The organism is Tessaracoccus coleopterorum (genome assembly GCF_011174705.1).
Classification (GTDB): Bacteria; Actinomycetota; Actinomycetes; order Propionibacteriales; family Propionibacteriaceae; genus Arachnia; species Arachnia coleopterorum.
Window position 1 is genome coordinate 2,126,009 of the sequence record NZ_JAANIJ010000001.1, and the last position, 23,680, is coordinate 2,149,688.

General features: G+C 70.6%; 31 protein-coding genes, 2 tRNA genes and 6 pseudogenes. 8 read left to right on the forward strand and 31 right to left on the reverse strand.

Features of this window, described 5'->3' with window-relative positions; translation table 11 throughout:
- Positions 1-2: 2 nt before the first annotated feature.
- From G7085_RS13655 to G7085_RS13675, 5 genes and pseudogenes are all read left to right on the forward strand, one after another.
- Positions 3-991: pseudogene (locus tag G7085_RS13655) on the forward strand (Gfo/Idh/MocA family protein).
- 115 nt (positions 992-1,106) lie between these two features.
- A pseudogene (locus G7085_RS30500) lies at positions 1,107-2,394 on the forward strand (nucleotide sugar dehydrogenase).
- Positions 2,395-2,397: 3 nt separating this feature from the next.
- Positions 2,398-2,889 carry a hypothetical protein gene (locus tag G7085_RS13665; RefSeq protein WP_197511409.1) on the forward strand — a complete coding sequence of 164 codons (492 nt, stop codon included), beginning with the start codon at positions 2,398-2,400 and terminating at the stop codon, positions 2,887-2,889.
- A 29-nt stretch (positions 2,890-2,918) separates the two neighbouring features.
- A complete protein-coding gene (locus G7085_RS13670) occupies positions 2,919-3,122 on the forward strand; it encodes a hypothetical protein (RefSeq protein ID WP_197511410.1) in 204 nt (67 codons plus the stop codon).
- Entirely contained in the window at positions 3,101-3,853 is a 753-nt protein-coding gene (locus G7085_RS13675) for a glycosyltransferase family 4 protein (protein ID WP_197511411.1), read from the forward strand. The genes G7085_RS13670 and G7085_RS13675 overlap by 22 nt, the downstream gene beginning before the upstream one ends.
- A gap of 46 nt (positions 3,854-3,899) precedes the next feature.
- On the opposite strand, the gene G7085_RS26230 is transcribed toward G7085_RS13675, so the two are convergent.
- The 14 genes and pseudogenes from G7085_RS26230 to G7085_RS13735 form a co-directional block, all read right to left on the reverse strand.
- Complete coding sequence (locus G7085_RS26230; protein WP_231979506.1) at positions 3,900-4,247, reverse strand: zinc-binding dehydrogenase; 348 nt, start codon at positions 4,245-4,247, stop codon at positions 3,900-3,902.
- The gene (locus G7085_RS26235) at positions 4,244-4,828 is read right to left on the reverse strand and encodes a zinc-binding dehydrogenase (RefSeq protein WP_331715672.1); all 585 of its coding nucleotides are present in this window, start codon (positions 4,826-4,828) and stop codon (positions 4,244-4,246) included. Before G7085_RS26235 ends, G7085_RS26230 begins: the two co-directional genes overlap by 4 nt.
- Positions 4,829-4,881: 53 nt before the next feature.
- Complete coding sequence (locus G7085_RS13685) at positions 4,882-5,964, reverse strand: M15 family metallopeptidase (protein WP_197511412.1); 1,083 nt, start codon at positions 5,962-5,964, stop codon at positions 4,882-4,884.
- Complete coding sequence (locus G7085_RS13690; protein ID WP_197511413.1) at positions 5,886-6,110, reverse strand: hypothetical protein; 225 nt, start codon at positions 6,108-6,110, stop codon at positions 5,886-5,888. Before G7085_RS13690 ends, G7085_RS13685 begins: the two co-directional genes overlap by 79 nt.
- 205 nt (positions 6,111-6,315) lie before the next feature.
- Complete coding sequence (locus G7085_RS13695) at positions 6,316-6,549, reverse strand: hypothetical protein (protein WP_197511414.1); 234 nt, start codon at positions 6,547-6,549, stop codon at positions 6,316-6,318.
- 502 nt (positions 6,550-7,051) lie between these two features.
- Complete coding sequence (locus tag G7085_RS13700) at positions 7,052-7,489, reverse strand: hypothetical protein (protein WP_197511415.1); 438 nt, start codon at positions 7,487-7,489, stop codon at positions 7,052-7,054.
- Positions 7,490-7,800: 311 nt separating this feature from the next.
- Positions 7,801-8,121: pseudogene (locus G7085_RS26240) on the reverse strand (pseudouridine synthase); the annotation flags it as partial.
- Positions 8,025-8,483, reverse strand: coding sequence for a pseudouridine synthase family protein (locus G7085_RS26245; protein ID WP_231979507.1), 459 nt, complete (start codon positions 8,481-8,483; stop codon positions 8,025-8,027). The pseudogene G7085_RS26240 and the gene G7085_RS26245, both read right to left, overlap by 97 nt.
- A 40-nt stretch (positions 8,484-8,523) precedes the next feature.
- Positions 8,524-8,608 (reverse strand) — tRNA-Ser (locus G7085_RS13710).
- Positions 8,609-8,700: 92 nt separating this feature from the next.
- On the reverse strand, positions 8,701-9,699 hold the full coding sequence (locus tag G7085_RS13715) for an LCP family protein (RefSeq protein ID WP_197512880.1): 999 nt from the start codon (positions 9,697-9,699) through the stop codon (positions 8,701-8,703).
- Positions 9,700-9,736: 37 nt separating this feature from the next.
- Entirely contained in the window at positions 9,737-9,934 is a 198-nt protein-coding gene (locus G7085_RS30505) for an LCP family glycopolymer transferase (protein ID WP_197511416.1), read from the reverse strand.
- Positions 9,935-9,988: 54 nt separating this feature from the next.
- Positions 9,989-10,561: a hypothetical protein gene (locus G7085_RS13725; protein WP_197511417.1), complete on the reverse strand. Its 573-nt coding sequence runs from the start codon at positions 10,559-10,561 to the stop codon at positions 9,989-9,991.
- Positions 10,562-10,634: 73 nt separating this feature from the next.
- Positions 10,635-11,696 (reverse strand): LCP family protein, encoded by a 1,062-nt coding sequence (locus G7085_RS13730; protein WP_197511418.1) that lies wholly within the window; start codon positions 11,694-11,696, stop codon positions 10,635-10,637.
- Entirely contained in the window at positions 11,594-12,547 is a 954-nt protein-coding gene (locus G7085_RS13735) for a hypothetical protein (RefSeq protein ID WP_197511419.1), read from the reverse strand. The genes G7085_RS13730 and G7085_RS13735 overlap by 103 nt, the downstream gene beginning before the upstream one ends.
- 164 nt (positions 12,548-12,711) lie before the next feature.
- Between G7085_RS13735 and G7085_RS13740 the strand changes: the two genes are divergently transcribed.
- The 3 genes from G7085_RS13740 to G7085_RS13750 all read left to right on the forward strand — a co-directional run bounded on the left by G7085_RS13740 (position 12,712) and on the right by G7085_RS13750 (position 13,241).
- Positions 12,712-12,804 (forward strand) — tRNA-Ser (locus G7085_RS13740).
- A gap of 57 nt (positions 12,805-12,861) precedes the next feature.
- A complete protein-coding gene (locus G7085_RS13745; protein WP_197511420.1) occupies positions 12,862-13,101 on the forward strand; it encodes an ACT domain-containing protein in 240 nt (79 codons plus the stop codon).
- Positions 12,999-13,241 (forward strand): ACT domain-containing protein, encoded by a 243-nt coding sequence (locus G7085_RS13750; RefSeq protein WP_197511421.1) that lies wholly within the window; start codon positions 12,999-13,001, stop codon positions 13,239-13,241. The genes G7085_RS13745 and G7085_RS13750 overlap by 103 nt, the downstream gene beginning before the upstream one ends.
- A 151-nt stretch (positions 13,242-13,392) precedes the next feature.
- Here the strand turns inward: G7085_RS13750 and G7085_RS35035 are convergent.
- The 17 genes and pseudogenes from G7085_RS35035 to G7085_RS13805 all read right to left on the reverse strand — a co-directional run.
- Positions 13,393-13,506, reverse strand: a pseudogene (locus tag G7085_RS35035) (methylated-DNA--[protein]-cysteine S-methyltransferase); the annotation flags it as partial.
- Between the two features lie 56 nt (positions 13,507-13,562).
- A pseudogene (locus tag G7085_RS35040) lies at positions 13,563-13,649 on the reverse strand (hypothetical protein); the annotation flags it as partial.
- An 81-nt stretch (positions 13,650-13,730) separates the two neighbouring features.
- Positions 13,731-13,946 carry a hypothetical protein gene (locus G7085_RS26250; protein WP_231979508.1) on the reverse strand — a complete coding sequence of 72 codons (216 nt, stop codon included), beginning with the start codon at positions 13,944-13,946 and terminating at the stop codon, positions 13,731-13,733.
- Positions 13,943-14,727: pseudogene (locus G7085_RS35045) on the reverse strand (DNA-3-methyladenine glycosylase family protein). Before G7085_RS35045 ends, G7085_RS26250 begins: the two are co-directional and overlap by 4 nt.
- 32 nt (positions 14,728-14,759) lie before the next feature.
- On the reverse strand, positions 14,760-15,215 hold the full coding sequence (locus G7085_RS26265; protein ID WP_231979511.1) for an Ada metal-binding domain-containing protein: 456 nt from the start codon (positions 15,213-15,215) through the stop codon (positions 14,760-14,762).
- Positions 15,216-15,218: 3 nt separating this feature from the next.
- Positions 15,219-16,178: a CehA/McbA family metallohydrolase gene (locus tag G7085_RS13765; protein ID WP_197511422.1), complete on the reverse strand. Its 960-nt coding sequence runs from the start codon at positions 16,176-16,178 to the stop codon at positions 15,219-15,221.
- Positions 16,064-16,603 (reverse strand): hypothetical protein, encoded by a 540-nt coding sequence (locus G7085_RS13770; protein ID WP_197511423.1) that lies wholly within the window; start codon positions 16,601-16,603, stop codon positions 16,064-16,066. Before G7085_RS13770 ends, G7085_RS13765 begins: the two co-directional genes overlap by 115 nt.
- Positions 16,600-18,771, reverse strand: coding sequence for an alpha-mannosidase (locus G7085_RS13775; RefSeq protein ID WP_197511424.1), 2,172 nt, complete (start codon positions 18,769-18,771; stop codon positions 16,600-16,602). Before G7085_RS13775 ends, G7085_RS13770 begins: the two co-directional genes overlap by 4 nt.
- A complete protein-coding gene (locus G7085_RS13780) occupies positions 18,705-19,235 on the reverse strand; it encodes a glycoside hydrolase family 38 N-terminal domain-containing protein (protein WP_231979512.1) in 531 nt (176 codons plus the stop codon). Before G7085_RS13780 ends, G7085_RS13775 begins: the two co-directional genes overlap by 67 nt.
- 20 nt (positions 19,236-19,255) lie before the next feature.
- Positions 19,256-19,879 (reverse strand): ABC transporter ATP-binding protein, encoded by a 624-nt coding sequence (locus tag G7085_RS32725; RefSeq protein ID WP_331715673.1) that lies wholly within the window; start codon positions 19,877-19,879, stop codon positions 19,256-19,258.
- The gene (locus tag G7085_RS30515; protein WP_269451866.1) at positions 19,768-20,103 is read right to left on the reverse strand and encodes an ATP-binding cassette domain-containing protein; all 336 of its coding nucleotides are present in this window, start codon (positions 20,101-20,103) and stop codon (positions 19,768-19,770) included. The genes G7085_RS32725 and G7085_RS30515 overlap by 112 nt, the downstream gene beginning before the upstream one ends.
- 31 nt (positions 20,104-20,134) lie before the next feature.
- Entirely contained in the window at positions 20,135-20,341 is a 207-nt protein-coding gene (locus tag G7085_RS30520; RefSeq protein ID WP_269451867.1) for an ATP-binding cassette domain-containing protein, read from the reverse strand.
- Positions 20,338-20,844, reverse strand: a complete 507-nt coding sequence (locus tag G7085_RS13790) for a carbohydrate ABC transporter permease (RefSeq protein ID WP_231979513.1) — start codon at positions 20,842-20,844, stop codon at positions 20,338-20,340. Before G7085_RS13790 ends, G7085_RS30520 begins: the two co-directional genes overlap by 4 nt.
- Entirely contained in the window at positions 20,784-21,098 is a 315-nt protein-coding gene (locus tag G7085_RS26280) for an ABC transporter permease (protein ID WP_231979514.1), read from the reverse strand. Before G7085_RS26280 ends, G7085_RS13790 begins: the two co-directional genes overlap by 61 nt.
- Before the next feature lie 82 nt (positions 21,099-21,180).
- Positions 21,181-21,969 (reverse strand): carbohydrate ABC transporter permease, encoded by a 789-nt coding sequence (locus G7085_RS13795; RefSeq protein ID WP_231979515.1) that lies wholly within the window; start codon positions 21,967-21,969, stop codon positions 21,181-21,183.
- 137 nt (positions 21,970-22,106) lie between these two features.
- The gene (locus G7085_RS13800; RefSeq protein ID WP_331715674.1) at positions 22,107-23,396 is read right to left on the reverse strand and encodes an extracellular solute-binding protein; all 1,290 of its coding nucleotides are present in this window, start codon (positions 23,394-23,396) and stop codon (positions 22,107-22,109) included.
- Positions 23,393-23,542: a hypothetical protein gene (locus tag G7085_RS13805; RefSeq protein ID WP_197511426.1), complete on the reverse strand. Its 150-nt coding sequence runs from the start codon at positions 23,540-23,542 to the stop codon at positions 23,393-23,395. The genes G7085_RS13800 and G7085_RS13805 overlap by 4 nt, the downstream gene beginning before the upstream one ends.
- Between the last annotated feature and the right edge of the window lie 138 nt (positions 23,543-23,680).

Genomic DNA, 23,680 nt, shown 5'->3' on the forward strand with positions numbered 1-23,680 from the left:
CCATGGCGAACCTCCGCGCCGGCCTCATCGGCCTCGGCTCCATGGGCCGTCACCACGCCCGTAACCTGCGCGCCATCGAGGGCGTCGACCTCGTCGCCGTCGCCGACCCGGCGGGCGACCCGTTCGGCGTCGCGGGCGGCCTCGCGGTGCTGCCCAACGTCGAGGCGCTCGTCGGGCAGGGGCTCGACTACGTGGTGGTGGCGACCCCACGAAGTTCCACGAGTCCATCGGCACCACGCTTGCCGAGGCGGGCGTGCACGCGCTCGTCGAGAAGCCTCTCGCGGCCGACACGGGGCGGCCCGCCGCCTCGCCGAGGCCTTCGCCTCGCGCGGCCTGATCGGCGCCACCGGCCACATCGAGCGCTACAACCCGCCCTGCAGAGCCTGCGGCGGCGGCTGGCCGAAGGCGAGCTCGGTGACCTGTACCAGGTCGTGACGCGGCGCCAGGGGCCGTTCCCGGCCCGCATCGCCGACGTCGGCGTCGTGAAGGACCTCGCGTCCCACGACATCGACCTGACCGCCTGGGTGACCCAGCGCGACTACGAACTCGTGGCCGCGCGCACCGTCTCGAAGGCGGGGCGTGAGTACGAGGACATGGTCGCGGCCACCTGCCAGCTGACCGGGCGCTCATGAGCTCGCACCTGGTCAACTGGCTGACGCCCACGAAGGAGCGCCTCACCGTCGTGACCGGCGAGAAGGGCATGTTCGTCGCCGACACGCTGACGGCCGACCTCACGTTCTACGCCAACGGTCAGGTCCACGAGAGCTGGGACGACATCGCGCAGTTCGGTGGGGTCACCGAGGGCGACGTCACCCGCTTCGCCATCGCGAAGCCCGAGCCGCTGCGCACGGAGCACGAGAACTTCCGTGACGCGGTGCTCGGCAAGGAGGCGGACATTGTCACGATGGAACAGGGCGCCCGCGTGGTCGAGGTGTGCGAGGCCATGATCGAGTCGGCCGCCACCGGAAGGTTCGTCGAGCTCAGGAACTGATCGACCGGGCCGCGTCACACCCCACGGTGTGACGCGGCTCCGTCGTCTCCGGATAGGTCAGCGCCCGCGGGGCCGTAGGCTGTTCCAGGGTCTGTGAGGCCCGGGAGGAGAACAGATGAAGATCGCGGTCGTAGCGCTCGGCAAGATCGGGCTGCCGCTCGCAGTGCAGTACGCGGACGCAGGGCACGAGGTCATCGGTGCCGACGTCAACCCGCGCACCGTGGAACTGGTCAACGCCGCCGCCGAACCGTTCCCCGGGGAGGCACAGCTCGGGAGAAGCTCGCCGCGGCCGTCGCCGGGGAAGGCTCAGGGCCACCACGGACGTCGCGGCCGCCGTTTCCGAGGCTGACGCCGTCGTCGTGGTCGTGCCGCTGCTGGTCGACGCCGATGGCAACCCCGACTTCGCCTGGATGGATGAGGCCACCCGCAACATCGCGCGTGCGCTGCGGCCGGGCACGCTGGTCAGCTACGAGACGACGCTTCCCGTCGGCACCACGCGCAACCGTTGGCGGCCGATGCTCGAGGAGGGGTCCGGCCTCGTCGAGGGCACGGACTTCCACCTCGTCTTCTCGCCCGAGCGGGTGCTGACCGGGCGGGTCTTCGCGGACCTGCGCAAGTACCCCAAGCTCATCGGCGGACTCTCCGAAGCGGGAGCCGAGCGGGCCAGGGCGTTCTACGAGGCCGTCCTCACCTTCGATCCGCGCCCCGACCTGCCCCGCGGCAACGGCGTCTGGGACCTCGGCACCGCCGAGGCGGCCGAGATGGCAAAGCTCGCGGAGACCACCTACCGGGACGTGAACATCGGGCTCGCCAACCAGTTCGCCCGTTTCGCGGGCGCCAACGGCATCGACGTCTTCCAGGTGATCGAGGCGTCGAACTCGCAGCCGTACAGCCACATCCACCGCCCGGCATCGCCGTCGGCGGGCACTGCATCCCCGTCTACCCCAAGCTCTACCTCTGGACCGATCCCGAGGCGAGCATCGTCGCGACGGCCCGTGAGGCCAACGCGCAGATGCCCGCCTACACCGTGCGGCTCGCCGCCGATGCGCTCGGATCACTGGAGGGCCGCAGCGTCGCCGTGCTCGGCGCCTCCTACCGGGGGGAGTCAAGGAGACCGCGCTCTCGGGTGTGTTCCCCGTCGTCAGCGAACTCGTGGCCCTCGGAGCCGACGTTGCCGTGCACGACCCCTCTACAGCGACGAGGAGTTGGCCGCCATGGGCTTCGCGTCCTACACGATCGGCGACCCCGTCGACGCCGTGATCGTCCAGACCGACCACGCCATGTACCGCGAGCTGGCTGCCGCCGACCTTCCCGGCGCCGAGGTGGTCGTCGACGGCCGCCGTGTGCTCGATTCCGCCAGCTTCGCGGGCACAACCTTCATCTCCCTCGGAAAGGGGAACTGAGACGTGGACAAGCCCAGGATCGTGCTGTTCCGGCACGCCGCCGTGGACTTCGATTCCAGGATCAAGCGGATCGCGACCACGCTGCACCGGGGCGGATTCGAGCCGATCATCATCTCCACCGAGCCCGTGGGCGGCGAGGAGGGTGAGTTCCTGCTCGGCGGCCACACCCGCGTCATCCGGGTCGCCCTGAAGCCCTGGCCCGCGGCCGAGGCGCCGAAGCCCAACCCGAACGCGGGCCGTGCTGCGAGGCTCAGGCGGCAGCGCGCGGTCCACGCCCAGCGGATTAAGGGTGCCGACGCCGCGTCCGCCAGGTCTGCCGCCAAGTGGGCCATCACGAACGCCAAGCTGGGCGTCGTCGGCGCCCTCGTGCTCAAGGACCGGCTCGCCACCTACGGCAAGGCGGCCCGCGCCCGCCTGCGGGCTCGGACGACCCGTTCGAGGGCCTGGACCTGCCGCGCAACCTGCCGGTCGCGCACAACCTCGTCTACACGCTGAAGGACCTGCTGGTCGAGCTCGAGCCCGCCGTGCTGCACGCGCACAACCCGCTGGTACTGCCGGTGGCCTGGGCCGCGGCGAAGGAACTCCGTGGCAACGGCCACGTGGTGAAGCTCTCCTACGACGTCCGTGAGGACTTCGCGGGCCTTCCGCCAAGGAGATCGGCAATCCCGCCGCCCACGCGGCCCTGCTCGGCACCGAGCGGGCGTTCATGCCCCACGCCGACTACGTGATGACGGTCACCGAATCGCACGCCCACCTGCTGCAGGACAAGTACCGGCTCCCGGTCCTTCCGGAGACCGTCGTCAACCTGTCGGTGTTCCAGCCGATGGAGGGTGACATCACGGTGCGCGAGGCGGCGGGCGTGTCCGAGGAGACACCGTTGCTCGTCTACGCGGGCATCATGAGCTGGGCCCGCGGCATCGAGACGCTGATCGAGTCGATGGCCTACATGGATGAGAAGACCCACCTCGCGATCGTGACGATGCCGCTCCCGCATCCCATGCAGACCAAGCTCGACCCGCTGGCCGAGGAACTCGGGGTGCGCGACAGGATCCACTACATCGATCCGGTCAACCAGGCGAATCTCTCCTATTACCTGCACGGCGCAGACGTCGCCGTCCACCCGCTCCCAGGCGGCTCCCCGAACCACGACCGCACGCTTCCGAACAAGCTCTTCGAATACCTGCACGCCGAGCTGCCGCTCGTATCGTCCGACGCGAAGACGATGGCGCAGTTCGTCGTCGACAACGGCATGGGCAACGTGTTCAGGACCGGTGACGCGAAGGACCTGGCGGCGAAGGCCGAGGCGCAGCTCGCCGACCCGGTTCCGCAGGCGCACCTGCACGAACTGGCTGAGCGCTACTCGTGGCAGAGCAACGAGGAGATGCTGATCCGCTCGTTCGGTCGTCTCGCCGGTGCCACCGGCCGGACCCTGAGGGCCCGTTCGGGTCGACCGAGGTGACCCCGCCGACTGAGTCACCGGTGAGGGCCGTGCCTCGACGGCGGCGTCAGTGGACCAGGACGATCTTGCCCACGTTGGCGCCGCCCACGAGCTGCTCGTGGGCGCGGCGGACCTCCGCGAAAGGGATCCGGGTCTCGGGTGACAGCCTGATCCGGCCGTCGGCCAGCATCGGCCACACCTCCTGCTCGACCGCCTGACAGATCGCCGTCTTCTCGGCGTCGGGGCGGAACCGCAGCGACGTGGCCGCGACGCTGCCCGCCTTGCTGAGGAGCAGGCCGAGGTTCAGGGTGCCCTTGACGCCGCCCTGCAGGCCGATCACCACCAGGTGTCCGCCCTTCTTGAGGGCCTTGACGTTGGGCTCGAGATACTTCGCGCCGATGATGTCGAGGATCATGTCGGCCCGCCGGTGGCCTCCTTGAGCTCGGAGACCCAGTCGCCGTGGTAGTCGAAGGCGAAGTCGGCGCCGAAACTACGGCAGTGGTCCAGCTTCTCAGGGCTGCCCGCCGTCGCGGCGACGATCGCCCCGATCGCCTTGGCGTACTGGGTGGCGAAGGTGCCGATGCCGCCCGCGCCGCCGTGGACCAGGAACACCTGGCCGGCCTTCAGGAAGCCGACCCGCACGTTCGACGCCACGGTGGCCGCGACCTCCAGCACCCCGGCCGCGGAGACGAGATCGACCCCGGGCGGAGGTGCGATCGCCTGGCCCTCGTGGACCACGAAGTACCCGGCGTAGCCGCCGCCGGCCAGTAGGGCGACGACCTCGTCGCCGACGTTCCAACGGGTGACGCCCTCGCCAACGGCGGCGACCACGCCGGAGGCCTCGAGGCCGATGATGTCGGTGACCCGGGCGGCGGCGGGTAGTGCCCCTGCCGCTGCAGCACGTCGGCGCGGTTGACGCCGGAGGCGACGGTGCGCACCAGGATCTCGCCGGTTCCCGGGTGGGGTGGGTGCCTCCCCGATGGTCAGGGCGTCCACATCTCCGGGGTCTCAACGATCACTGCTCGCATGCCCCAACCCTACTGGTGGCGTCAGGTCGCCGGGAGTGCGGCCGTCAGGTCGGCGTCCGGGCTGTCGACGATCAGCAGCACCACCCGGGTGCCGCGCAGCCCCACCGCCTCCGACCAGACCGTGTCGAGGTTGCGCCTGCCCAACCATGTGCGCTCGCCCGGCTGACAAGGGTGGTGGCAGCCCCGAGGCATGCCTCCGCCTGCGTGACCCATTCGTCGAAGTACGCCTGCGCCGCAGCATCGTCGGCGAACTCGAGCGTCAGGCCGACGCCCGGCCTCCCCTCCGCGTCGCTCAGGGTGCCCTCCAGCGCTGCGACGGGCCGGGGTAGGGCCGGGCTCGGCGCAGCCCAGCGCGATCGCACCCAGGGCCGCGTGCGCCGGGGAGACGGCGTGCACCCAGGTGCCGTTGCCGAGGTAGCCCTCCTCGGTCGAGCCGGGCCGCGCCGTCGGGCTCCAACCGTCGGGTCGTGCCACGTCGGCCTCGTCGAGGCCGCCTGCCGTGGTCGGGCTGGAGCTGTTGGCGCGGGTGGCGGATCGAGCGGGGCGGGGGCACCGGGGCGGTGGGTGCCGGGGACGCCACCGGGGTGCCGCCCTGGCTGGGGCCCGGACCGCGGGTGGGTGAGGTGACCACCGCCGTCGGGCCGGGGCGGCGCAACGGGAGAGGCGCACCCGGCGAGCAGCAGCGCGGCTCCCACGACGAGGGCGGCCCTCATCGCTTCTCGAAGTGGTGCCAGTCCCACCCGGAGAACCATTTCCAGCCGCGCGCCCGGAACGCCGTGACCGGCGCGCTGCCGGTGGTGAGCATCCCCGGCACCACGGGCGTGCGCTTGACGTGCTGCGTGCTGGGGTACCAGACCCCTGCGGATCCCGGTACGGGTTCTGCCATGGGTTCAGGTCGACGGCGTAGCCGTAGCTGTGCGGCGACATGGCGTACGGGTTGCCCACCACCTTGCGGCAGTTGAACGCCGAGGTGTTGTTGGCGGCCATGGAGGCCACGTCGTCGCCGCCGAATGCGTTCAGGTTGGTCATCTGGTAGACGGGGAACCCGGCCTCGAACGCCTTCGTGAACGCGTAGGCGACGTCGGAGGCCCTGTCCCGGCGCACGATGATCTCCCGCGGTAGACCGTGCCCACCATCGTCTGCTGGTTGATGCGGATGGTGCTGAGGTTCGACGGTCCCACCGGACACCCGGTGCGCCACGTCTTGGCGACCTCGGCCGAAGTGGTGTTCGTGATGACCGGGTTGGCCACCCGGGCGCGCGTGAGGGGGTTGGTCGTGGCGGCGGGAACCGGTGACCCCAGGGCAGCGTGACGCAGGTGCGCACCTGCCAGGTGCCGAGCGTGCCCTTGGCGTACGCGAACGGGATGGAGTAGGAGCCGTCGGCCTGGACGCGTGCGGCCCCGGCACCGACCCAGCCAGATGGTGTCGACACGTAGGCGGTGACCAGCGAGTTGATCACGGCCGGGAGAGGGCGCCCTTGATGGTCGTGCCTGCGAGCGGGTCGATCGTGGCGGGCACGGCCTGGCTGAGGGTGGCTGGCAGCAGGTCGACGGTGCGACTGACCTGGGGCTCGCCCGGGGTGCGGACCAGCAGCGTGGCCTTGCCGGTGAATCCGCCGTCGACCAGCGCCGAGTAGGCACCCCCGTGGCCGGACGGTGATGGTGCTGCGGAGCCTGCCGCCCGCGTCACGGACGTCGACGCTCACCTGCGCTCCCGCCGGTGCCTTCCCCGTGACCCGGATGGGGCCGAGGTTGTCGTAGAGGGATCCGGGCCGGTCTGGGTGCGCGATCTCCGCTACGGTGACCGTCTCCACCGGCGGATGGGTGCGGGTTCCGCGTCGGGTACGGTCGCGGGTCCGAGGTCCGCGGGGAGGGCGCGACGGCGGGAGCGATGGGTTCCGGGTCGGGTGTGGTCGTCGGTTCGGGTGAGGCAGTCGGGTCGGGTGAGGCAGCCGGTTCCGGCGTCGGTGTCGGATCGGGTGAGGCAGCCGGTTCCGGCGTCGGTGTCGGATCGGGTGAGGCAGTCGGTTCGGGTGAGGGCTCCGGATCGGGCCCACCGCCGAGGTCGGGTGACTGTGAGGGGCCCGCAGCGGGGCCCGGCTGGGCCGCAGGCCGGGCCTCGGCCGCGGTCGCCCCGGCACAGGAGCGACGGCGGGGACACGCAGAACGGTTCGGCCGGGCGAGCGTGAACCTCACGATGTTGTTGAACACCCAGGCCTGCCGTGCGGCGTAGCCGGAGCCCGACCTGGCGTAGACGGTGGCGAGGATGGAGGAGCGACACGCGTTGCGCCCGGTCCACGAGGTGTCGCATTCGGTGCGCCAGCGTCGGCCGTCCCGGGTGTGCTCGCCAGGGATCGCGAGGATGTTGTTCGCCCACTGGGAGCGGGGCTCGGCTTGTAGGTGAGGTTGTTGAACACCCACGTCTTCTTCTCGGTGTACCTGCCCGCCGAGTAGGTGACGGTGGTGGCCCAGATCTCGGTCCGGCACCGTTCGACCGTGGACGAGTAGGGCTGGCAGGCGGTGCGCCACTGGCGTCCGTTGTAGTTGTGGACACCTGGCTCGGTGTAGACGTCGAGTGCGGCCGCCTCGTGGGGGCCGCTCCGACCCGAGCGCGAGGAGGGTGCTGACAATGACCGAAAATACCGTTCTGCAACGCATGATGATGCCTCCGCCGCCAACCTAACAGGATGCGGGGTCCAGATCCGGCGTGCCTCAGAGCCAGGTCAGATCGCGTCCCGATTCGAAGCGGCGGGTGACCCGTCGACCGGATCGTCGAAGGCGAGCGTGTGGGCCAGCAGGCGCAGTGGCGTGCCGAAGTCGTCGATCGGGGTCTCGGTGACCACCGGGTAGAGGGATCGCCGAGCAGCGGGATCCCGAGTTGGTCGAAGTGGGCGCGGATCTGGTGGGTCTTCCCGGTGAGCGGCCGCACCTCGTACAGCGCGAGGTCGCCGCGGACCTCGAGGATCGAGATGTCGGTGAAGGCGTTGGGCGCATCGTCGAGGGTCTCGGCCTGCATCGTCCCGACGCGCTTGACCAGGTGCGATTCGACGCGTCGTGGGAAGCTGAGAGACGGGTCGAACGGGGCGATCGCCCGGTACACCTTCGTGGCTGCGCGCACTGTGAACAGCGACTGGTAGGCGGCCCGCCAGCGCTTCTCCGTCGTCATCAGGAGGATGCCGGCGGTGCCGCGGTCGAGCCGGTGTGCCGCCGACAGGTGCGGCAGGTCCAGGGCGAGGCGGGCCTTGACCACCGCGCTCTGCACGATGTGCCTGCCGCGGGGATGGTGGACAGGAAGTGGGGCTTGTCGAGCACGACGATGCGCTCGTCGCGGTGCACGACGATGAGCTCGCCGGGCACCTCCGCCTCATCCCGCAGGGTGCGGTGGAACCAGACGAAGGTGTGGGGGCGGTACTCCTCGCGCCCCGTCCACGGCCGCCCGGCATCGTCGGCGAACGCGCCGTCGGCGAGCAGTGCGTCGACGTCTTCCGGCGCCGGTGCGAGTTTGTGGACCAGCCAGTCGCGCATGGTCGGCCACGGCAGGAGGTTGCGCGGATCGCGGTCGGGGGTGCGCACCCACGCGGCCTGCAGCCCGTGGCGGGGCGGGAGCGGGGACTTCGGGGGCACCCGGCAAGGCTACCCGGGTCGCGCCCGATGGCCACGACGGCGGCGAGGGTGGGATTCGAACCCACGGAGAGTTGCCCCTCGGCCGCTTTCAAGGCGGCTGCACTAGTCCACTATGCGACCTCGCCAGTGCGGCACCATGCTAGCGCCTGCCGCCACCGTCGTGCCGCCCGCGGGGTGTCACCGGCTACGGGTACGCTCAGGGCATGGCCGAGACGACCTACACCATCCAGTCCCGTCCGCCGGTTCGGGCATTCCTCATCGCAGCGGTGAGCTCCCTCCTCGGGGCCGGGGCGATCGTGCTGGCCGCATCCGGGGCTGGAAGCTGGTGTGGGACGTGGTGCTCACGATCCTCGGCATCCTTCTCCTGCTCGCGGGCCTCTCGCTCCTCGGCCTCGCATGGTGGACGATGCAGAAGATGGCCGTCACCCTCACCCTCGACGAGGTGGGTTTCCGAATCCGCGGCGGCGGGCAGGACCACCGCGGTGAATGGCTGGACGTGAAGCAGGTGACCCGCTCCGACGACGGCGCGCACGTCACCATCTACCACGGGCCGGAGCGGCGCACCCACGTGCTGTTCCAGCGCAGGGACAGGATCGACGCCGTGCTCGACGACATGACCGCGCGGCTCAGGGCGTCCCGCAGCGGAGAGAGGGCTGAGGCCACCCTTCCGGGTCAGCCCTGCCAGGCGCAGGCGTCGGCGACGTTCTGCGAGCCGTCCTGCAGCCGCTGCTCGTCGAACTCGGGAGCCGCGGTCGGCGTGGGGATGCTGACGGCGACGGCGCCGGAGAAGCGGAGGGCACGCCGGTGGGTGCAGCGGCGGCGGGGTGACCGCGGGCAACGGGGCGATCGCGGTGGCCACGGCGGAGCGCATCTCGTCGAAGTCGGGCCGGCTGGACGAATAGCCGTTCCTGCCCGGCACGAACACGAGGCGGTTGACGTTGCCGTCCTTGACCCGGAACGCGAGGTCGATGAACGCACCGAACTCGTCGCGGGTCACGTCCGTCAGGAGGATCTCGGCCGACGCTGCCGCGATCGGCTCGAACGACGTGACGAGCGTCTGCGGGTTCGCCTGCCGGATGATCGCATCGACGAGGCACGACTGGCGCGCCATCCGGTCGTAATCCGACGAGTCGTAGCGGCTGCGGGCGTACCACATGGCCTGGTAGCCGCCCAGCCTGCGGTTCTCGCCCTTCTCGATGTAGCTGGAGGGCCGGATCCCCGTGCGCTGTTCCCGCCGACCGGCAGGTCGCGGTTCACGTTGACCCGCACCCTCCCATCGCGTCGATCAGGTCGCGGAGACCGTCGATGTTCAACATCACGAACCGGTCGATGGGCAGCCCGGTGATGCCCTCGACGCCCTCCTTCAGCGCCTCCGCCCGGGAAGGTGCTGCCCTCGAAGAGGTACGCGTAGTCGCCGCCCTCCTCCGTCTTCTCCCAGATGCCGTTGACATACCAGTTGGCGTCGTCGCCTTCGCCGCGGAATCCGTTCGGGAACTCGTCTGCCATCACCGACCCTCGGGAACGGTGTCCTCGGGAGGTTGCGTGGGATCTGGATGAGCGTGGTGTCGCCGGTGGCCGTGTCGATGGAGGCCACCATGATGGTGTCGGTGCGCACCCCGAACTGCTCGACCCTCTCGGCCCTGGCCGCGTTCCCGTCGGCCCCAGCAGCAGGATGTTGACCCGTGGTGTGCCGGCCCAGGGATCCGGTTCCTCCATCCGGGCGATCGTCTGCCGGTTGCTCGCGCGGATCGAGGAGGCCTGCGGGAGGACCGAGTTGAGCAGCACATCGGCGTCGCGGGTGTAGCGGGCAGCGACAGCGGTCGGGGCTGCCACCGCGAACGCGAGCGCCGTGACGAGCACCGCCCCACCGCGCGGCGACCGGCGCTCAGGCCGGCAGGGCGCGTCGCCACCTGGGTGAGGGCGATGAGCCCGGCCCACGCAACGGCCGCACCCGCGAGCCAGAACCGGGCCGACTCGAGCGTCGACTCGCGCTGCGCGAACTGCGTCAGCGAGGAGAGATCGGTGAGGGCGCGGTACCCGATGTAGCCGCCAACCACGAGGGAGAGCGTCGCGGTCACCGTGCCGAGCAGCCTGAGGCCTCGGCGGGTGCCCCGAGCAACCCGGAACCCGGCAGGACGGCGGAGGCCAGCGTCAGGAGGAGTGAGGTCCGGAGCCGCGGGCGGCCGGGCGTGGCCCGAAGTCGGCCGGGACGGCGTCGGTGGCCATCGGTTCCCACGCCTCGCGGCGCGCATCGACGGCGGTCAGGTCGACCTCATCGCGTCGGACGAGCGTCGGCTCAGCATCATCATCGGACTGCGGCCGATGGGCGTCGTTGGTCATGAGGCCTCCCGCGGCCAAGTCTATGGGGTGCCGGGAGGCCCGCGCGTCAGCCCTCGCCCTGCCAGGCGCAGGCGTCGGCGACGTTACTGACCCCTTCCGTGGAGGCCGACGCCTTCGCGGAAGGGTGGGCTTGGGCGATGACTGCGTGGTCGGCGCCGTGCTGGGGGTAGCCTTCGCGGTCGGCTTGGCCGTGGACTTCGGCGGTGCGGGGTTGATCGCCTTGGCGACGACCTTGCGCATCTTGGCGAAGTCCGGGTGGGCGTAGCTGTAGCCGTTGTTGCCGTTGCTGAACACGAGGCGGCTGATCGTGCCCTTGTCCTTCACCCGGAAGGCGAGGTCGATGTAGGCGCTGAGCTGATCATCCGTGATGTCGGTGGCCAGCATGTCGGCCGATGCCTTCACGATGGGTTCGAAGTTGGTCAGCAGCGTCTGCGGGTTGGCCTGATCGACGATGGCGTTCACCAGGCATGACTGGCGTTCCATGCGGTTGTAGTCATTGGTGTTGTAACGGCTCCTCGCGTACCACATGGCGTCGTAGCCGTTGAGGTGCTGGTTGGGGCCCGGCTGCAGGAACCGCTTCGGCTTCGTGCCCTTGGCCGTGTCGCCGCCGATCGCGAGTTCCTCGTTGATGTTGACCGTGACGCCGCCCATCGCGTTGATCAACTGTTGGAGGCCGTCGATGTTGAGCAGCACGAACTGGTTGATCTCGAGGCCCGTGACCCCTCGACGCCCTCCTTGAGGGCATCGGCTCCCGGTAGGTGCTCCCGCCATCAGGTCGGGGTAGTCGAGCTCGACGTGCTGCCAGATCGAGTTGATGTACCAGTCGCCCTCGGGGCCGTCGCCGCGGAAGCCGTCCGGGAACGCCTTCGCCATCTCGGAGCCCGCGGGAAACGGCGTGTTCTGCACGTTGCGGGGATCTGGATGAGGGTGGTGTCACCAGTCTTCGTGTCGATCGACGCGACCATGATCGTGTCGGTGCGGATCGAGTACTTCGCGACCTGCTCGGCGCGCGCGGCGTCGCCGTCGCCGCCCAGCAGCAGGATGTTGACGCGGCCCTGGTTCGCCCACGGGTCGACGCCGGGGGCGATGGTCGGCTGGTTGTTGGCCTTGACCTCGTCGGAGCCCTTGAGGATGGCGTCCAGCGCGAGTGTCGTGTCGCGCGAGTACCGCGCCGCCACTGCGGTGGGCGCCGCCACGCCGAAGGCGAGCGCCGTGACGACCAGTGCGGTGAGGATCCGGCGCCCGCCATGCAGCACCCGCGGCCCGGTCACGATGGCGGTCAGCGTGATCAGGGCGACCCAGATCAGCGCAACCGCGATGAGCGCGACCGTGGCCGCCCCGAGCACCGACTCGTTGCCCGCGAATCGGGCCAGGCGTCCGAGGTCGGTGACGGCGAGGTATCCGATGACGGCGACCGCCGCGATGGACAACACCGAGGTCGCGGCGCCGAGGGCCCGCAGCCCCCTCTGAGGGGCGCCGAGCAGCCCTGAGCCGGGCACGACGGCGGAGGCGAGGGTCAGCAGGAGCGACCTTCGCAGGCTATCGCCGCCGACCTGTGAGGCAGCGGTGACCGTGGGTGCAGCGGCCGTCGGGTCACGGAACCAGGAGTCGGAGGTGGGAGGTGGCAGGCTGGGGCGCCCGGGTGACGTCTCCCGCGGTGGGCGGGGGAGCGACAGATCGCGGCCGAAGGCGAAGGGGTCGTCGCGGATGACGGTGCTCTCCACGTCCTCGGCAGCGCGTCCGGGGGTCGCCGGGCCGGTGGGGTGTCGTTGGGGAGCGCCGCGCGGCGCGGCCTTTCGGCGTCGTTCATCAAACCTCCTGCGAACCCAAGGATAACCGGTGGCCGTTTGCCGCCCTGCCTTCCGCTCGGCTAGTCTGGTGCGGCACTGGAGGTGTCGCCTAGTACGGTCTATGGCGCCCGCCTGCTAAGCGGGTTTGGGGCTTCAACCCATCGCGGGTTCAAATCCCGCCACCTCCGCCAGTCGTCACGACGCCCGGATCCGGGGCGTCGTCGCGTTTGGCCGGTAGGCTGACGCCCATGGCTGGTGAGACCGATCTCGACACGCTGCTGCGTGGGCTCAACCCGATCCGCCGCGAGGGCGAGTTCGTCTTCGCCACTTCACACCTGGCCCTCGAGGCCGAGGCGAGGATCGTCGAGGACGAGGGCCGACCCTCGTGCTGCGCCGCGCCGTCGCCGACTGGGAGGGCCTCGGCTACGAGGGCACCTACGCCTGGATCACGCTCACCGTGCATTCCTCGCTCGAGGCCGTCGGCCTGACCGCCGCGGTCGCAGGGCGGCTGGCCCGGGCGGGCATCGCGTGCAACATGCTGGCCGGCGCCCACCACGACCACCTCCTCGTCCCGACCGAACGGGCGGACGAGGTGCTGCTGCTTCTCGCGGGGCTGTCCGCGGCCTGACGCGGTCAGACCAGGGGCTGCTGCGGGTCGGCGCCCCGCTCGAGCGCCAGCAGGAATGCCTTGCGTTCGGTGCCACCCGCGTAACCCGTGAGCCGCCCGGACGCCCCACCACGCGGTGGCAGGGCACGACGATGCTGATCGGGTTGCGGCCGTTGGCGAGCCCGACGGCCCTGGCCGCGCCCGGCTGCCCGATGGCGTCGGCCAGTTCGCCGTAGGACAGGGTCGCTCCGTAGGGGATCCCGCGCAGCGCCTCCCAGACGCGCACCTGGAACTCGGTGCCCTCCGGGCGAGCGGCAGATCGAATGTGGTGCGCTCTCCCGCGAAGTACTGCCGCAGCTGCCGGGTGGCCTCGGGCAGGGCGTCGTCGACGCGCTCCCGAAGGTCTCCGGGTGCGGGCCGGGCGGTGATCGGTCATGTACAGGCCTGTGAGGGCGCCGTCGCGCTCGACGATGGTGAGTTCGCCGATGGGCGAGTCGATCACGCTGAAGCTCATGGGTTCTCCTCGGAACAGCCCCGGTGGCCGGGGATCGTGTTGACGGCGTGCGGGGTGAGCGCCCACAGGTGCTGGGTCGCATACGAGCGCCACGGGCGCCAGGCGGCGGACCGGGCGACGAGATCGTCCACGCCGAGCCTGCCGGCCCGGACCACACCGAGGTCGGTCGCGGGGTACGCGTCGGGGTCGCCGAGCCCGCGCATGGCGATCATCTCCACCGACCAGGGGCCGATGCCCGGATGGCCGTCAGAGCGGCGCGGGCCTCGTCGCGGTCGACGCCGACGCCGAGATCGAGCGATCCGTCGGCCAGGGCGAGGGCCGTCCGCCGGATCGTTTCGCGGCGGGCCGCCGGGAAGGCGAACACCTCGTCTGGCGCATCCAGCACGCTCTCGGCGGTGGGGAAGAGGTGGGTGAGGCCGGGGATCGGGACCTCGACCGGCTCGCCGACGGCCGCGACGAGGCGGGCGCCGTGGGTGCGGGCCGCCGCCGTCGACACCTGCTGGCCGAGCAGGACGCGCAACGCGATCTCGTCGCCGTCCACGCCCCTCGGGATGCGGCGACCCGGGTGGGCCGCGACGAGTGGTGCGAGGGCGGGGTCGACGGCGAGGTGTGCGTCGATGGCGACCGGGTCGGCGTCCAGGTCGAGCAGCCGCCTGACCCGCGCGATCGCCGTCGGCAACTGGCTCACCTCGGTCAACCCGAGCCGGGCCTCGACCCCGTGGCCGTGGGTCGCAGCGACACGACGCCGTGGCCGACGGGCAGCCGCAGCGTCCGATGGTAGCTGCCTCCCGTGAACGCCTCGACGCCCTCGATGGCGGTGGCGATGAGATGCCCGAACACGTTGCACGGGCAGAACGGACGACGCACCGCGAGGGTGAGGTCAACGAAGGTGAGGCCGGTCGCGGCGGAAGGCCTACGCCCGGTTGAGCGCACCCGCAGGGCAGAGGGCGTGGTGGCGTACACCTCCTGGATGGTGGCGTTGAAGGAGCGCACGCTCGCGAAGCCCGCGGCGAACGCAAGGTCGGTCAAGGGAGGTCGGTCTCCTCGAGCAGGGTGCGCGCCGTCTGGGCGCGTCGCGCCCTGGCCAACGCGAGTGGTCCCGCGCCGGTGGCCTCCGTGACGAGGCGCTGCACCTGGCGGACCGAGTAGCCGAGTCGGCGGGCGAGGCCCTCGACGCCGTCGCGGTCGACCACGCCGTCGTCGATCAGCCGCATCGCCCGCGCCACGGCGTCACCGCGGACATCCCAGTCGGGCGAACCGGGGCTCGCCCCCGGGAGACACCGTCGGCAGGCCCGGAACCCGGCCTGCTGGGCGGCCGCGGCGGTGGGGAAGAAATCGACATTGGCCGCCAGCGGCGTCCGCGCCGGGCAGGAGGGGCGGCAGTAGATCCCCGTGGTCCGGACCCCGGTGAAGAAGCGTCCGTCGAAGCGCGCGTCCCGTGCCCGGATGGCACGGAGGCAGGCGTCGCGATCGGTGTACATGCATCAAGGATGACGCACCGGGAGGCCGTGACCTAGCAGAAAAGCGACACGGCAGAGAAGGCCGGTGTCGGAGGGAAGATGCGGCCGGGTGGTGGGTTTGTGCCCCCGCCACCCGGCCGCGGTCCATGGGTCAGGCCGTGAGGGCGAGCACCGTGCGGTGCGAGTCCTCCAGCCGGTACGGGCCCTCGCCCTCGCAGCGACGATGCGCTGCGCGTCGGAGTCGACCACCAGGCGGCGGCCGGAGCCCGAGATCAGCACCAGTCCCTTCGCGGCCAGCGCGAGGAGCTCGTCGCCCTCGCGCAGCAGGATCGGGGCCGTGTCGTGGACGGGGCGGGCCTCGGCGTCGCTCAGGAAGGTTCCGCTGCCCGTCATCGCCGTGCGTCCCGCCCGGATGGCGTCGAGGATCGCGTCGGGCGACAGCTCCTCGGCGGCGACCCACGTCGTCGGCAGGCCGGGGCGGAGCGGCTTCGAGCGGTTGTGGAAGTCGCCGCCGCCGATCAGCACGACGTCGCGCCTCCAGCGCTGGAACCAGGCCAGGCACGAGGTCGCGATGGGCTCCTCGTACCAGGACGAGTGGTACAACTCGACGCCGCCCGGCTCGCGCTCCAGCAGGTGCAGCCACGAGCAGTCGCCTGAGACGGGGTGGTTGATCGACATGAACCCGCCTCGTTCGGCGACCGTGTCGACCCACTCCTGGGCCGGCCGGCGGAAATCGATGAAGCCGATCTCCCCGTAGGCGTTGGAGTGCCCGGCGTGCGTGGTGATCTCCTGGCCGGGCACCAGCGTGATGCCGTGCCGATCACCCACAGACGGAAGGTGCGCGTGGTGGCTGGTGGTGCAGTGGTCGGTCACACACAGGAAGTCGAGCCCCGAGGCGACGCCCTCGTTGGCCAGTTCCCACAGGCTGAGCGCCCCGTCGGAGTGCAGCGAGTGGGAGTGCGTGTCGCCCGCGTACCAGCGCATCCCCGGAGGGGCGGGCAGGTCGCGGTCGCTGCCGCGCGAGGCCCGGGTGACGGGCGCCTCGACCGGCCCGTGGTCCGGGCGGCCGAGGGCGGGGCCTCGACCGTGACCGTCACCTCGGCGCCGCTGTCGGGCAGCGTGTGCAACCCGACGATCACGTCCCACGTGCCAGCCACCACATTGCCGGGCAGGTAGCCGGGCGTGGCGTCGTCCTCCGCGACGATGAAGGTACGGCGGGCGCCGCCCGACCAGCCGCGCCACCCGTCAGGCCCCTCGCAGCCGAGGTCCACGACGGCGTCCGGGCCGCCCTGCACCTCCAGCCACACCTCGAACGAGCTGACGCCCTCGGGCAGCTCGAACGGGAACCTCTGGTACCGGTCGGCCGACTGGTCGGCCAGCGTCACCTTCCTGGAAACGCTCTGCCTCATTGCGACTCCTTCCGTAGCGTGATGATCCGGCCTGCGCCGACCTCGAGCGACCAGGGGTCGACGGGTCCGCCGACGGCCGCGCCGTTGAGATCGGTCGGCACCCAGGTGCCCCGGCGGAGACCCGCAGGGGTTCCGGGGTGTCGGCGTAGTTGACGAACCGCGCCTCGACGCCGCCGGGCACCCGTCGGAGCGACTCGAGCGCGACGCGCCCTCCGTCCGCAGCGACACGCCGGGGCCGAGGGCTCCCCGCCGCGCCCCGGCGCAGTCACGGGCTCGAACCGGAAGACGTCGGCGTGCTCGACCTGCGAGGCGGTGTCGAGGTCGATCGCGAACGACAGCCGCGTGTGCCGCCCCAGGTACTGCGCGCCGGGCACCTCGAGCTGCGAGCCGGCCGGCTCGTCGCGCAACGGATGCACGTTGACGCTCATCATGCCGACGCTGCGCAGCACCGTCAGCGCGATCCGGTCGGGCCCGTCGATGCCGTCGACGATCTCGTACTCGACGAGCTTGTCGAGCAGGACCCCGACGCCACCTGCTGTGATGGATCTGGTCGCGGGGAAGGTGGGCAGCGGGAACTCGCCCCAGCCGCCCTCCGCGGCGCGGCCGCGGGCGGTCGCCCCGTACTGGCCCACCGACGACGAGCCGGTCAGCCCGGACGCGAGGGTCGGCACCAGGACGCGCAGCCGGTGGTCGCGGATCTGGTTGGTCAGCGTGACGTCGACCCGCACGAAGGGCTCGTCGGCCCGCAGCTCGAGCACGGTGTCGACCAGCTGCGGCGCGGTCTCGTCGGAGCGCCTGGCACGGTCGGCCGGGTCGATCCCGGTCGGGAGCGCGTAGAAGCGGCGGATCAGGATGCGCCCACGCAGCGGGCCCTCCTCCACGGTGACGACCTCGACCGACTCCGGCGTGGAGACGGAGCCGTCCACGGGGCCGTAGTTGTAGGAGTCGCCACGGTCGCCGTCGTCGACGATGCTCAGCGCGTCGGCGAGGGTGGCCCCACTGCGCAGATCGGTGACGGTGACGCCGCCGTCTCCGGCGACCTCCACCCGCACGAGTCCGTTGTCGAGCGCGGTGCCCGCGGCGGTGACCGGCCGCGACGGCGCTGCCGCGGCGCGGGCGTCCAGCGCAACCGCACTGATGCCGTCGGCCTCGGCGGCCACCAGCACCCGGCACGTCTCCGGCACCTGCGTGATGACGCGGAAGGAGCGCTCGCCCTCGGCCGCCTTCGCGGTGAGGACGGCGACGAAGTCGGCGAGGTCGAAGTCGCCGTCGGTGTGGTCGGCGACGGTGAACACGAGCTCGTCGCCCTCCCAGGTCCACCGCCGGATGTGCTTGCCGAAGAGCTCCTGGCCGTGGATCCGGCGGATGATCTTCGGCAGGTCGGAGGTGGAGACGGTCTCGTCGCCGATCACGGTCGGCAGGGCCCGATCAGCTGCACGTTGGCGGGCAGCTCGGCCGGGGCGGCCTCGATCACGAGCTCGGCCTGCACGCGGCGGCGGAAGCCGCTCTGGTTGAACACGGCCAGCGCCCCTCGGGGCCGCCGAGCCGAGCGACCCGAGCGCGATGTCGATCGCGCCGTCGGCGGTCTGGGCCGCGACCTTCAGCCTCGACTCGACCTGGTCGGCGGTGGCGTCGACGCCGCAGCCGGTGACGGAGTCGTGCGCGGTCGACTCGATGACGAGCCCCCAGCCGCGCTCGAAGAACGCCGTCCGGGACGGGCCGCCGACGAACGCGTCGAGCCGCTCACCGGTGGTCAGCGCCCGCTCGGCCGCGGCCATGGCCGCCTTGAGGTCGGTGCGGATGGAGAACACGCCCGGCAGCAGGTTGCCGCGGGCATGTGAGCGCAGCTCGCCCCGCACGACGGGGAGCGACCCGAGCGCCGCGGGGGAGTGGTCGCGGGAGGCGATCACCTCGCCGACGGTGCCGATCCGCAGCTCCACGTCGCCCTCGTAGGCGCGCAGGATCTGGACGAGGTCGGCGCGGGGCGCCATGTGGTCGGTGCCGAACCAGCCCGCCACGTCCTCGCCGCCGAACCACGACGCGTGCTCACGGACGTAGCCGTCGACGAGTTCGGGCAGCTTCTCCAGTGGTTCGAACAGCTTCAGGGCGCTGCCGTAGCCGTCCCACAGGTACTCCACGCGCACGGCGGAGCCGTCGAGCCCTCCCACAGGAAGGCGTGCCTGTCGACGGCGGCGGGGACTCCCCGCCAGAGGGAGGCGTCGGCGATGCCGAAGCCGCGCAGGATCTGCGGGGTCTGCGCGGCGTGGCCGAACATGTCGGGCAGATAGCCGACACGCATCTCACCGCCGAGCCTGCGGGCCGAGGCGATGCCGTGTTCGAGGTTGCGCACGATGGTCTCGCCATCGCAGCAGAACTCGTCCAGCAGGATCTGGAACGGGCCGAGCGCGAGCTGGCCGCGGGCCACGGCGGCCCGAACCCGGGCTGTCTCCTCGGGGCGGATCTCGAGGTAGTCGTCGATCGCCGCGCTCTGCCCGTCGAGGGTGAACCGGTAGGCCGGCTCACCCTCGAGCATGGTCAGCAGCGAATCGAGCATGCTGACCAGCCGGGCGCGGAACACGTCGTGCGGCTCGTACCACTCGCGGTCCCAGTGGGTGTGCGGGACGATCCACATCGCCCCGGGGAGACGTTGCGTCACTGCTCCTCGCCGCCGATCCTGAGGCCCGACTCCTCGTCGAAGACCATCGTCTTGCTCACCGGGATGTGGAACCAGACGCGCTGACCCGGCTCGGGGAGCGGATCCTCGTCGACGACGGCCTGCAGGCGGTCGTCGCCGCCCTTCGCGGTCAGCAGCGCCGAGGCGCCCAGGTTCTCGATGGTCACGATCTCGGCCAGGACACCGTCGGGGACCGGGGTGGGGCTCCAGGTGATGTACTCGGGCCGCGCCCCGACGACGACCTTCTGGCCATCACTCAGCAGGGCGGCCGTCTCGGGTCGCACCTCGATCGTGGTGCCGAGCACAGCGATCCGGCCGCCGGTGACGACGCCGTCGAGCAGGTTCATGGGATGCGACCCGATGAAGGACGCCACGAACGTGTTGGCAGGGGCGTGGAACACCTCGCGGGGGGTGCCGATCTGCTGGATCCGACCCTCCTTCATGACCGCCATCCGGTCGGCCAGCGCCAGGGCCTCCGACTGGTCGTGGGTCACGAACACCGAGGTGACGCCGAGCTCGCGCTGGAGCTCCTTGAGGAACGAGCGCGCCTCGAGCCGGAGCCGGGCGTCGAGGTTCGACAGTGGCTCATCGAGGAGGAGCACCTTGGGCGGGTGGCGATGGCGCGGGCCAGGGCGACGCGCTGCTGCTGGCCGCCGGAGAGCTGTCCGGGGCGGCGCTCCAGCAGGTGCTCCAGCGACAGGCGGCCCGCCGTGTCGGCGGCCGTCTTCTTCCGCTCCTCCTTTGCCACCTTGCGGATCCGCAGCGGGTAGGCGATGTTGTCGGACACGTCCATGTGTGGGAACAGGGCGTAGTCCTGGAACACCATGGCGACCCCCGCTCGCCGGGCTCGCGGTTGGTCATCTCCTCGTCGCCGATCCGAAGTGACCCTCGGTGATGGTCTCGAGGCCGGCGATGGAGCGCAGCAGGGTGGTCTTGCCGCAGCCGGAGGGGCCGAGGAGCGCGAAGAACTCGCCCTCGCCGATCTCGATGTCGACGCCGTCGACGCCGCGGACCCCGTTCGGGTACTGCTTGACCAGAGCGGTGGTCGTGATGGTCGAGGTCATGACTTGATACCTCCGTAGAAGCGGAAACCGAACTTTCGGTTGACGAAGAAGTAGATGAGGATGACGGGCAGCGCGAAGATCAGCGAGAACGCCGAGATGAGGCGCAGGTCGGCCTGGCCCGACTCTGTGTAGAAGGTGTACATCATGACGGCGGCCGGTTGGCTCGTCGGGTCGCGCAGCAGCAGGAACGGCACCAGGAAGTTGCCCCACACCTGGACGACGGTCCAGATCGCGACGAACGCGATGCCGGGACGGGCCACGGGAACGACCACGTGGCTGAGGATCTGGTACGGCTTGGCGCCGTAGAGGCGGGCCGACTCCTCGTACGACTTCGGGACCGAATCCATGAAGTCCTTCAGGATGAACACCACCGTCGGCAGCAGGCCGCCCGCGAGGACGAGCATGACACCGGTGTGGGTGTTGATCAGGTGGATGGCATTCATCAGCTGGAACGTCGGCACCATCGCGGCGGTGCCGGTGACGATGGAGCTGAGCAGCAGCATGCCGTAGAGCAGGCCGTCGCGGCCGGGATCTTGACGCGTGACAGCGCGTAACTGGCGAGCGTCGCGAACAGCACCGTCAGCACCATGGTGCCGACGGCGAGGATCAGCGAGTTGCCGATCGAGCCGAGTGCGTAGGGGTTGTCCAACAGACGCTGGAAGTTGCTGAGCGTCCAGTCGGGCCACTTCACGGCCATCGTCGGGTTCGCGTCGAACGGCGCGACCACCAGCCAGGCCATGGGCAGCGCGAAGAACACGCCGATCGCGACGAGCAGGACGATGAACAGGGCACGCCGATGACCTTGCGCAGCTGACGCCCGAGGGTGGGTGTGGAGGTGCTCACTTCTTGCTCCTTCCGATGCGCATGTACATCAGGGCGATGGCCAGGTTGATCAGCAGCATGATCATCGAGATCGCGGCGCCGAAGCCGAGCTGACCGCCCGGGATGGCCGTCTGGTAGATGTAGACCGACAGGATCTCGGTCTTGCCGTTGGGGCCGCCCGCGGTGAGCAGGTACGGCGTGAACGTGTTGAAGGTCCACAGCGTGATCATCAGGGTGTTGGTGAGCACGTGGCCGCGGATGTTGGGCAGCACGACGTCGCGCAACTGCTCCCACCCGGAGGCGCCGGCCATCCGCGCGCTCTCCATCTGCGACGGCGGGACCGCCGACAACGCGGAGGAGAAGAGCTGCATCGAGAAGGCGGTGCCGATCCAGATGTTGAAGATGACGATCACCGTCATGGGGTGCTCGATGAGCCACGCCTTACCGTCGGTGCCGAGCAGGGCGTTGAGGGTGCCTCCGCGGCGGTCGAGCAGCGCGATCCAGAGGAACGCGTGGACCGAGCCGGGGATGACCCACGCGGCGAGCACGATCGACTCGAGCAGGGTGCGGGCCCAACCTACGATGCGCCTGGTCGACCAGGCGAGCGTGAAGCCGAGGAGGGTCTGGCCGAGGACGCCCGAGAAGAAGACGAAAATCAGCGTCAGCCGGAGCGAGTTCCAGAAGCTCTTGTCACCGAGGGCCTGCGCGTAGTTGGCGAGCCCCACGAACTCGGTGTTGGCCGCCGCGAGGCCGGTCAGCCGGTAGTTGGTCATCCCGAGGTAGACCGTCCAGATGGCGGGGAACAACAGGAAGAGGGCGATGACGAGGAGGGCCGGAGTGACGAAGACGAGTGCCCGTTTCGTCCCAGGCCCGCCACGTCCTCCGCCCGGCGCCGGGAACCAGTGGTTCCCGGCGCCGACGCGGTGGTTGTGGTCACGAGAGATCAGCTCGCGATCTTGTCTTCGCCGCCCACGATGGCCGGGAGGGCGTCGGCGAAGGTCTTGACGGCGTCATCGATCGAGGAACCGGACACGACGTCGAGGGTGGCCTGCTGCAGCTTGGCCGAGACCTCGGGGTACTCGGCGAGGCCGGGGCGGTAGGCGGTGATGGGAAGGACCTCGTTGTTGACGAAGGTCAGCATCTTGTCGGAGGCGAGGAGCTTGTCGTTGACGTCCTTGCGGGGCGAGATCGACAAGGTGCCGGCCGCGCGGGCCTCGAAGGCCTCGGGCGAGTTCATGAACGCCAGCAGTTCCCAGGCGAGGTCGGGGTTGGCCGAGTTGGGGTTGAGCACGCGGCCGGTGCCGCCCGACATGGAGACGAAGTCCTGGCCGTTGACGCCGGAGCCCGGCTTCATGGCGGGGATCTTGGCGTAGCCAACGTTGGTGTCGCGGTCGGCCATCGGCGCGGTGCCGACACCCTCAGCGGGGTTGATCACGGAGCGCCAGAAGTAGTCACCCTCGAAGAGGATGGCGATCTTGCCCGCCGCGAACTCCTGGAACGAGGTGTCGCGGCCCGAGGCCTCCTGCTGCAGGATCGGATCGCCGAGGCCCTCGTCGATGTAGATCTTCTTGTAGAGATCGAGGACGTCGCGCATGCCCTTGGTGTCGCCGTACCACTTGCCGTCGGCCCACAGCTTCTGGCCGGTGCCCATGAGCATCGGCAGGTAGCCCTGCATGGTGGTGGCCTCGCCCATCGCGGTGCCCGCGTTGAGCTGGATCGGCACGACGCCGTCGAGCTTCTTCAACGCGCGGCCCGCCTCGAGGATCTCGTCCCACGAGGTGGGCTGCCAGTCGGCCGGGAGACCGGCCTGCTCGAACAGCGTCCTGTTGTAGTAGATGACGCGGCCGTCGGAGCCCTGCGGGATGCCGTAGCGCTCACCCTCGAACGAGAGGGCCTGCTGGACGGCCTCGGTCATCTGCTCCCAGCCGTCCCAGCTGTCGGCGTCCTTGGCGACCTGGTTCAGCGGCTTGATGTAACCGGCCTGGGCGAACTCGCCCGTCCAGATGCCGTCGATGCCGAGCACGTCTGCACCCTTGCCGGAGCTGAGGTCGAGGGCGATCTTGGTCTTGTAATCCTCGTCGTCGACGCCCTGGGGCTCGTACTTGACCTCGACCTCGACGCCCTTGGCCTTCTGGGCCGCGGTGAACTCCGGGATCACGAAGTTGGCGATCCAGTCGGCCTCGGCGGCGTTCTTGCCGCCGGCGATGGCGTTGGTCATGATCGAGAGGTTCACCTTGCCCGCGGGGCGCCGGTGGTCTCGCCTCCGCCGCCGGCGGTCGGGGTGGAGGTCGGTGAGGTGGACGGGGAACACGCGGTCATGGCGAGCGCCGCGGCGCCGACCAGGGCGACGGTCTTCGTCGCCTTTCCGATGAACTGCATCTCTTTCCTTTCGAGAGGGTTCCGGGTGCGGGCCGCCGTCAGAGGCGGGGGTCGCTTCCCCACGGCCGGCCTCGTCGTCGAGGCCGGTGGAGATGGCACAGGCGCCCCAGAGGGCCTGTGCGCTTGCCAGGTCGGCGC

Coding starts and splice junctions, on each gene's coding strand:
- G7085_RS26230 (WP_231979506.1), bottom strand. CDS start 4,247: ATGATCCTCGACATCATCGGCGCGAAGTATCTCGAGCCCAACGTCAAG.
- G7085_RS30515 (WP_269451866.1), bottom strand. CDS start 20,103: ATGGTGTTCCAGGACTACGCCCTGTTCCCACACATGGACGTGTCCGAC.
- G7085_RS13805 (WP_197511426.1), bottom strand. CDS start 23,542: ATGCAGTTCATCGGAAAGGCGACGAAGACCGTCGCCCTGGTCGGCGCC.
- G7085_RS13770 (WP_197511423.1), bottom strand. CDS start 16,603: ATGAGGCAGAGCGTTTCCAGGAAGGTGACGCTGGCCGACCAGTCGGCC.
- G7085_RS13780 (WP_231979512.1), bottom strand. CDS start 19,235: ATGTGGATCGTCCCGCACACCCACTGGGACCGCGAGTGGTACGAGCCG.
- G7085_RS26250 (WP_231979508.1), bottom strand. CDS start 13,946: ATGATCGCCATGCGCGGGCTCGGCGACCCCGACGCGTACCCCGCGACC.
- G7085_RS13745 (WP_197511420.1), top strand. CDS start 12,862: ATGGCTGGTGAGACCGATCTCGACACGCTGCTGCGTGGGCTCAACCCG.
- G7085_RS13765 (WP_197511422.1), bottom strand. CDS start 16,178: ATGCGCTGGTACGCGGGCGACACGCACTCCCACTCGCTGCACTCCGAC.
- G7085_RS13790 (WP_231979513.1), bottom strand. CDS start 20,844: ATGCTGCTGCTCAGCTCCATCGTCACCGGCACCGCCGCGATGGTGCCG.
- G7085_RS13675 (WP_197511411.1), top strand. CDS start 3,101: ATGCCCCACGCCGACTACGTGATGACGGTCACCGAATCGCACGCCCAC.
- G7085_RS30520 (WP_269451867.1), bottom strand. CDS start 20,341: ATGACCTCGACCATCACGACCACCGCTCTGGTCAAGCAGTACCCGAAC.
- G7085_RS26265 (WP_231979511.1), bottom strand. CDS start 15,215: ATGTACACCGATCGCGACGCCTGCCTCCGTGCCATCCGGGCACGGGAC.
- G7085_RS30505 (WP_197511416.1), bottom strand. CDS start 9,934: ATGTCAACGGCATCTGGGAGAAGACGGAGGAGGGCGGCGACTACGCGT.
- G7085_RS13730 (WP_197511418.1), bottom strand. CDS start 11,696: ATGGCGAAGGCGTTCCCGGACGGCTTCCGCGGCGACGGCCCCGAGGGC.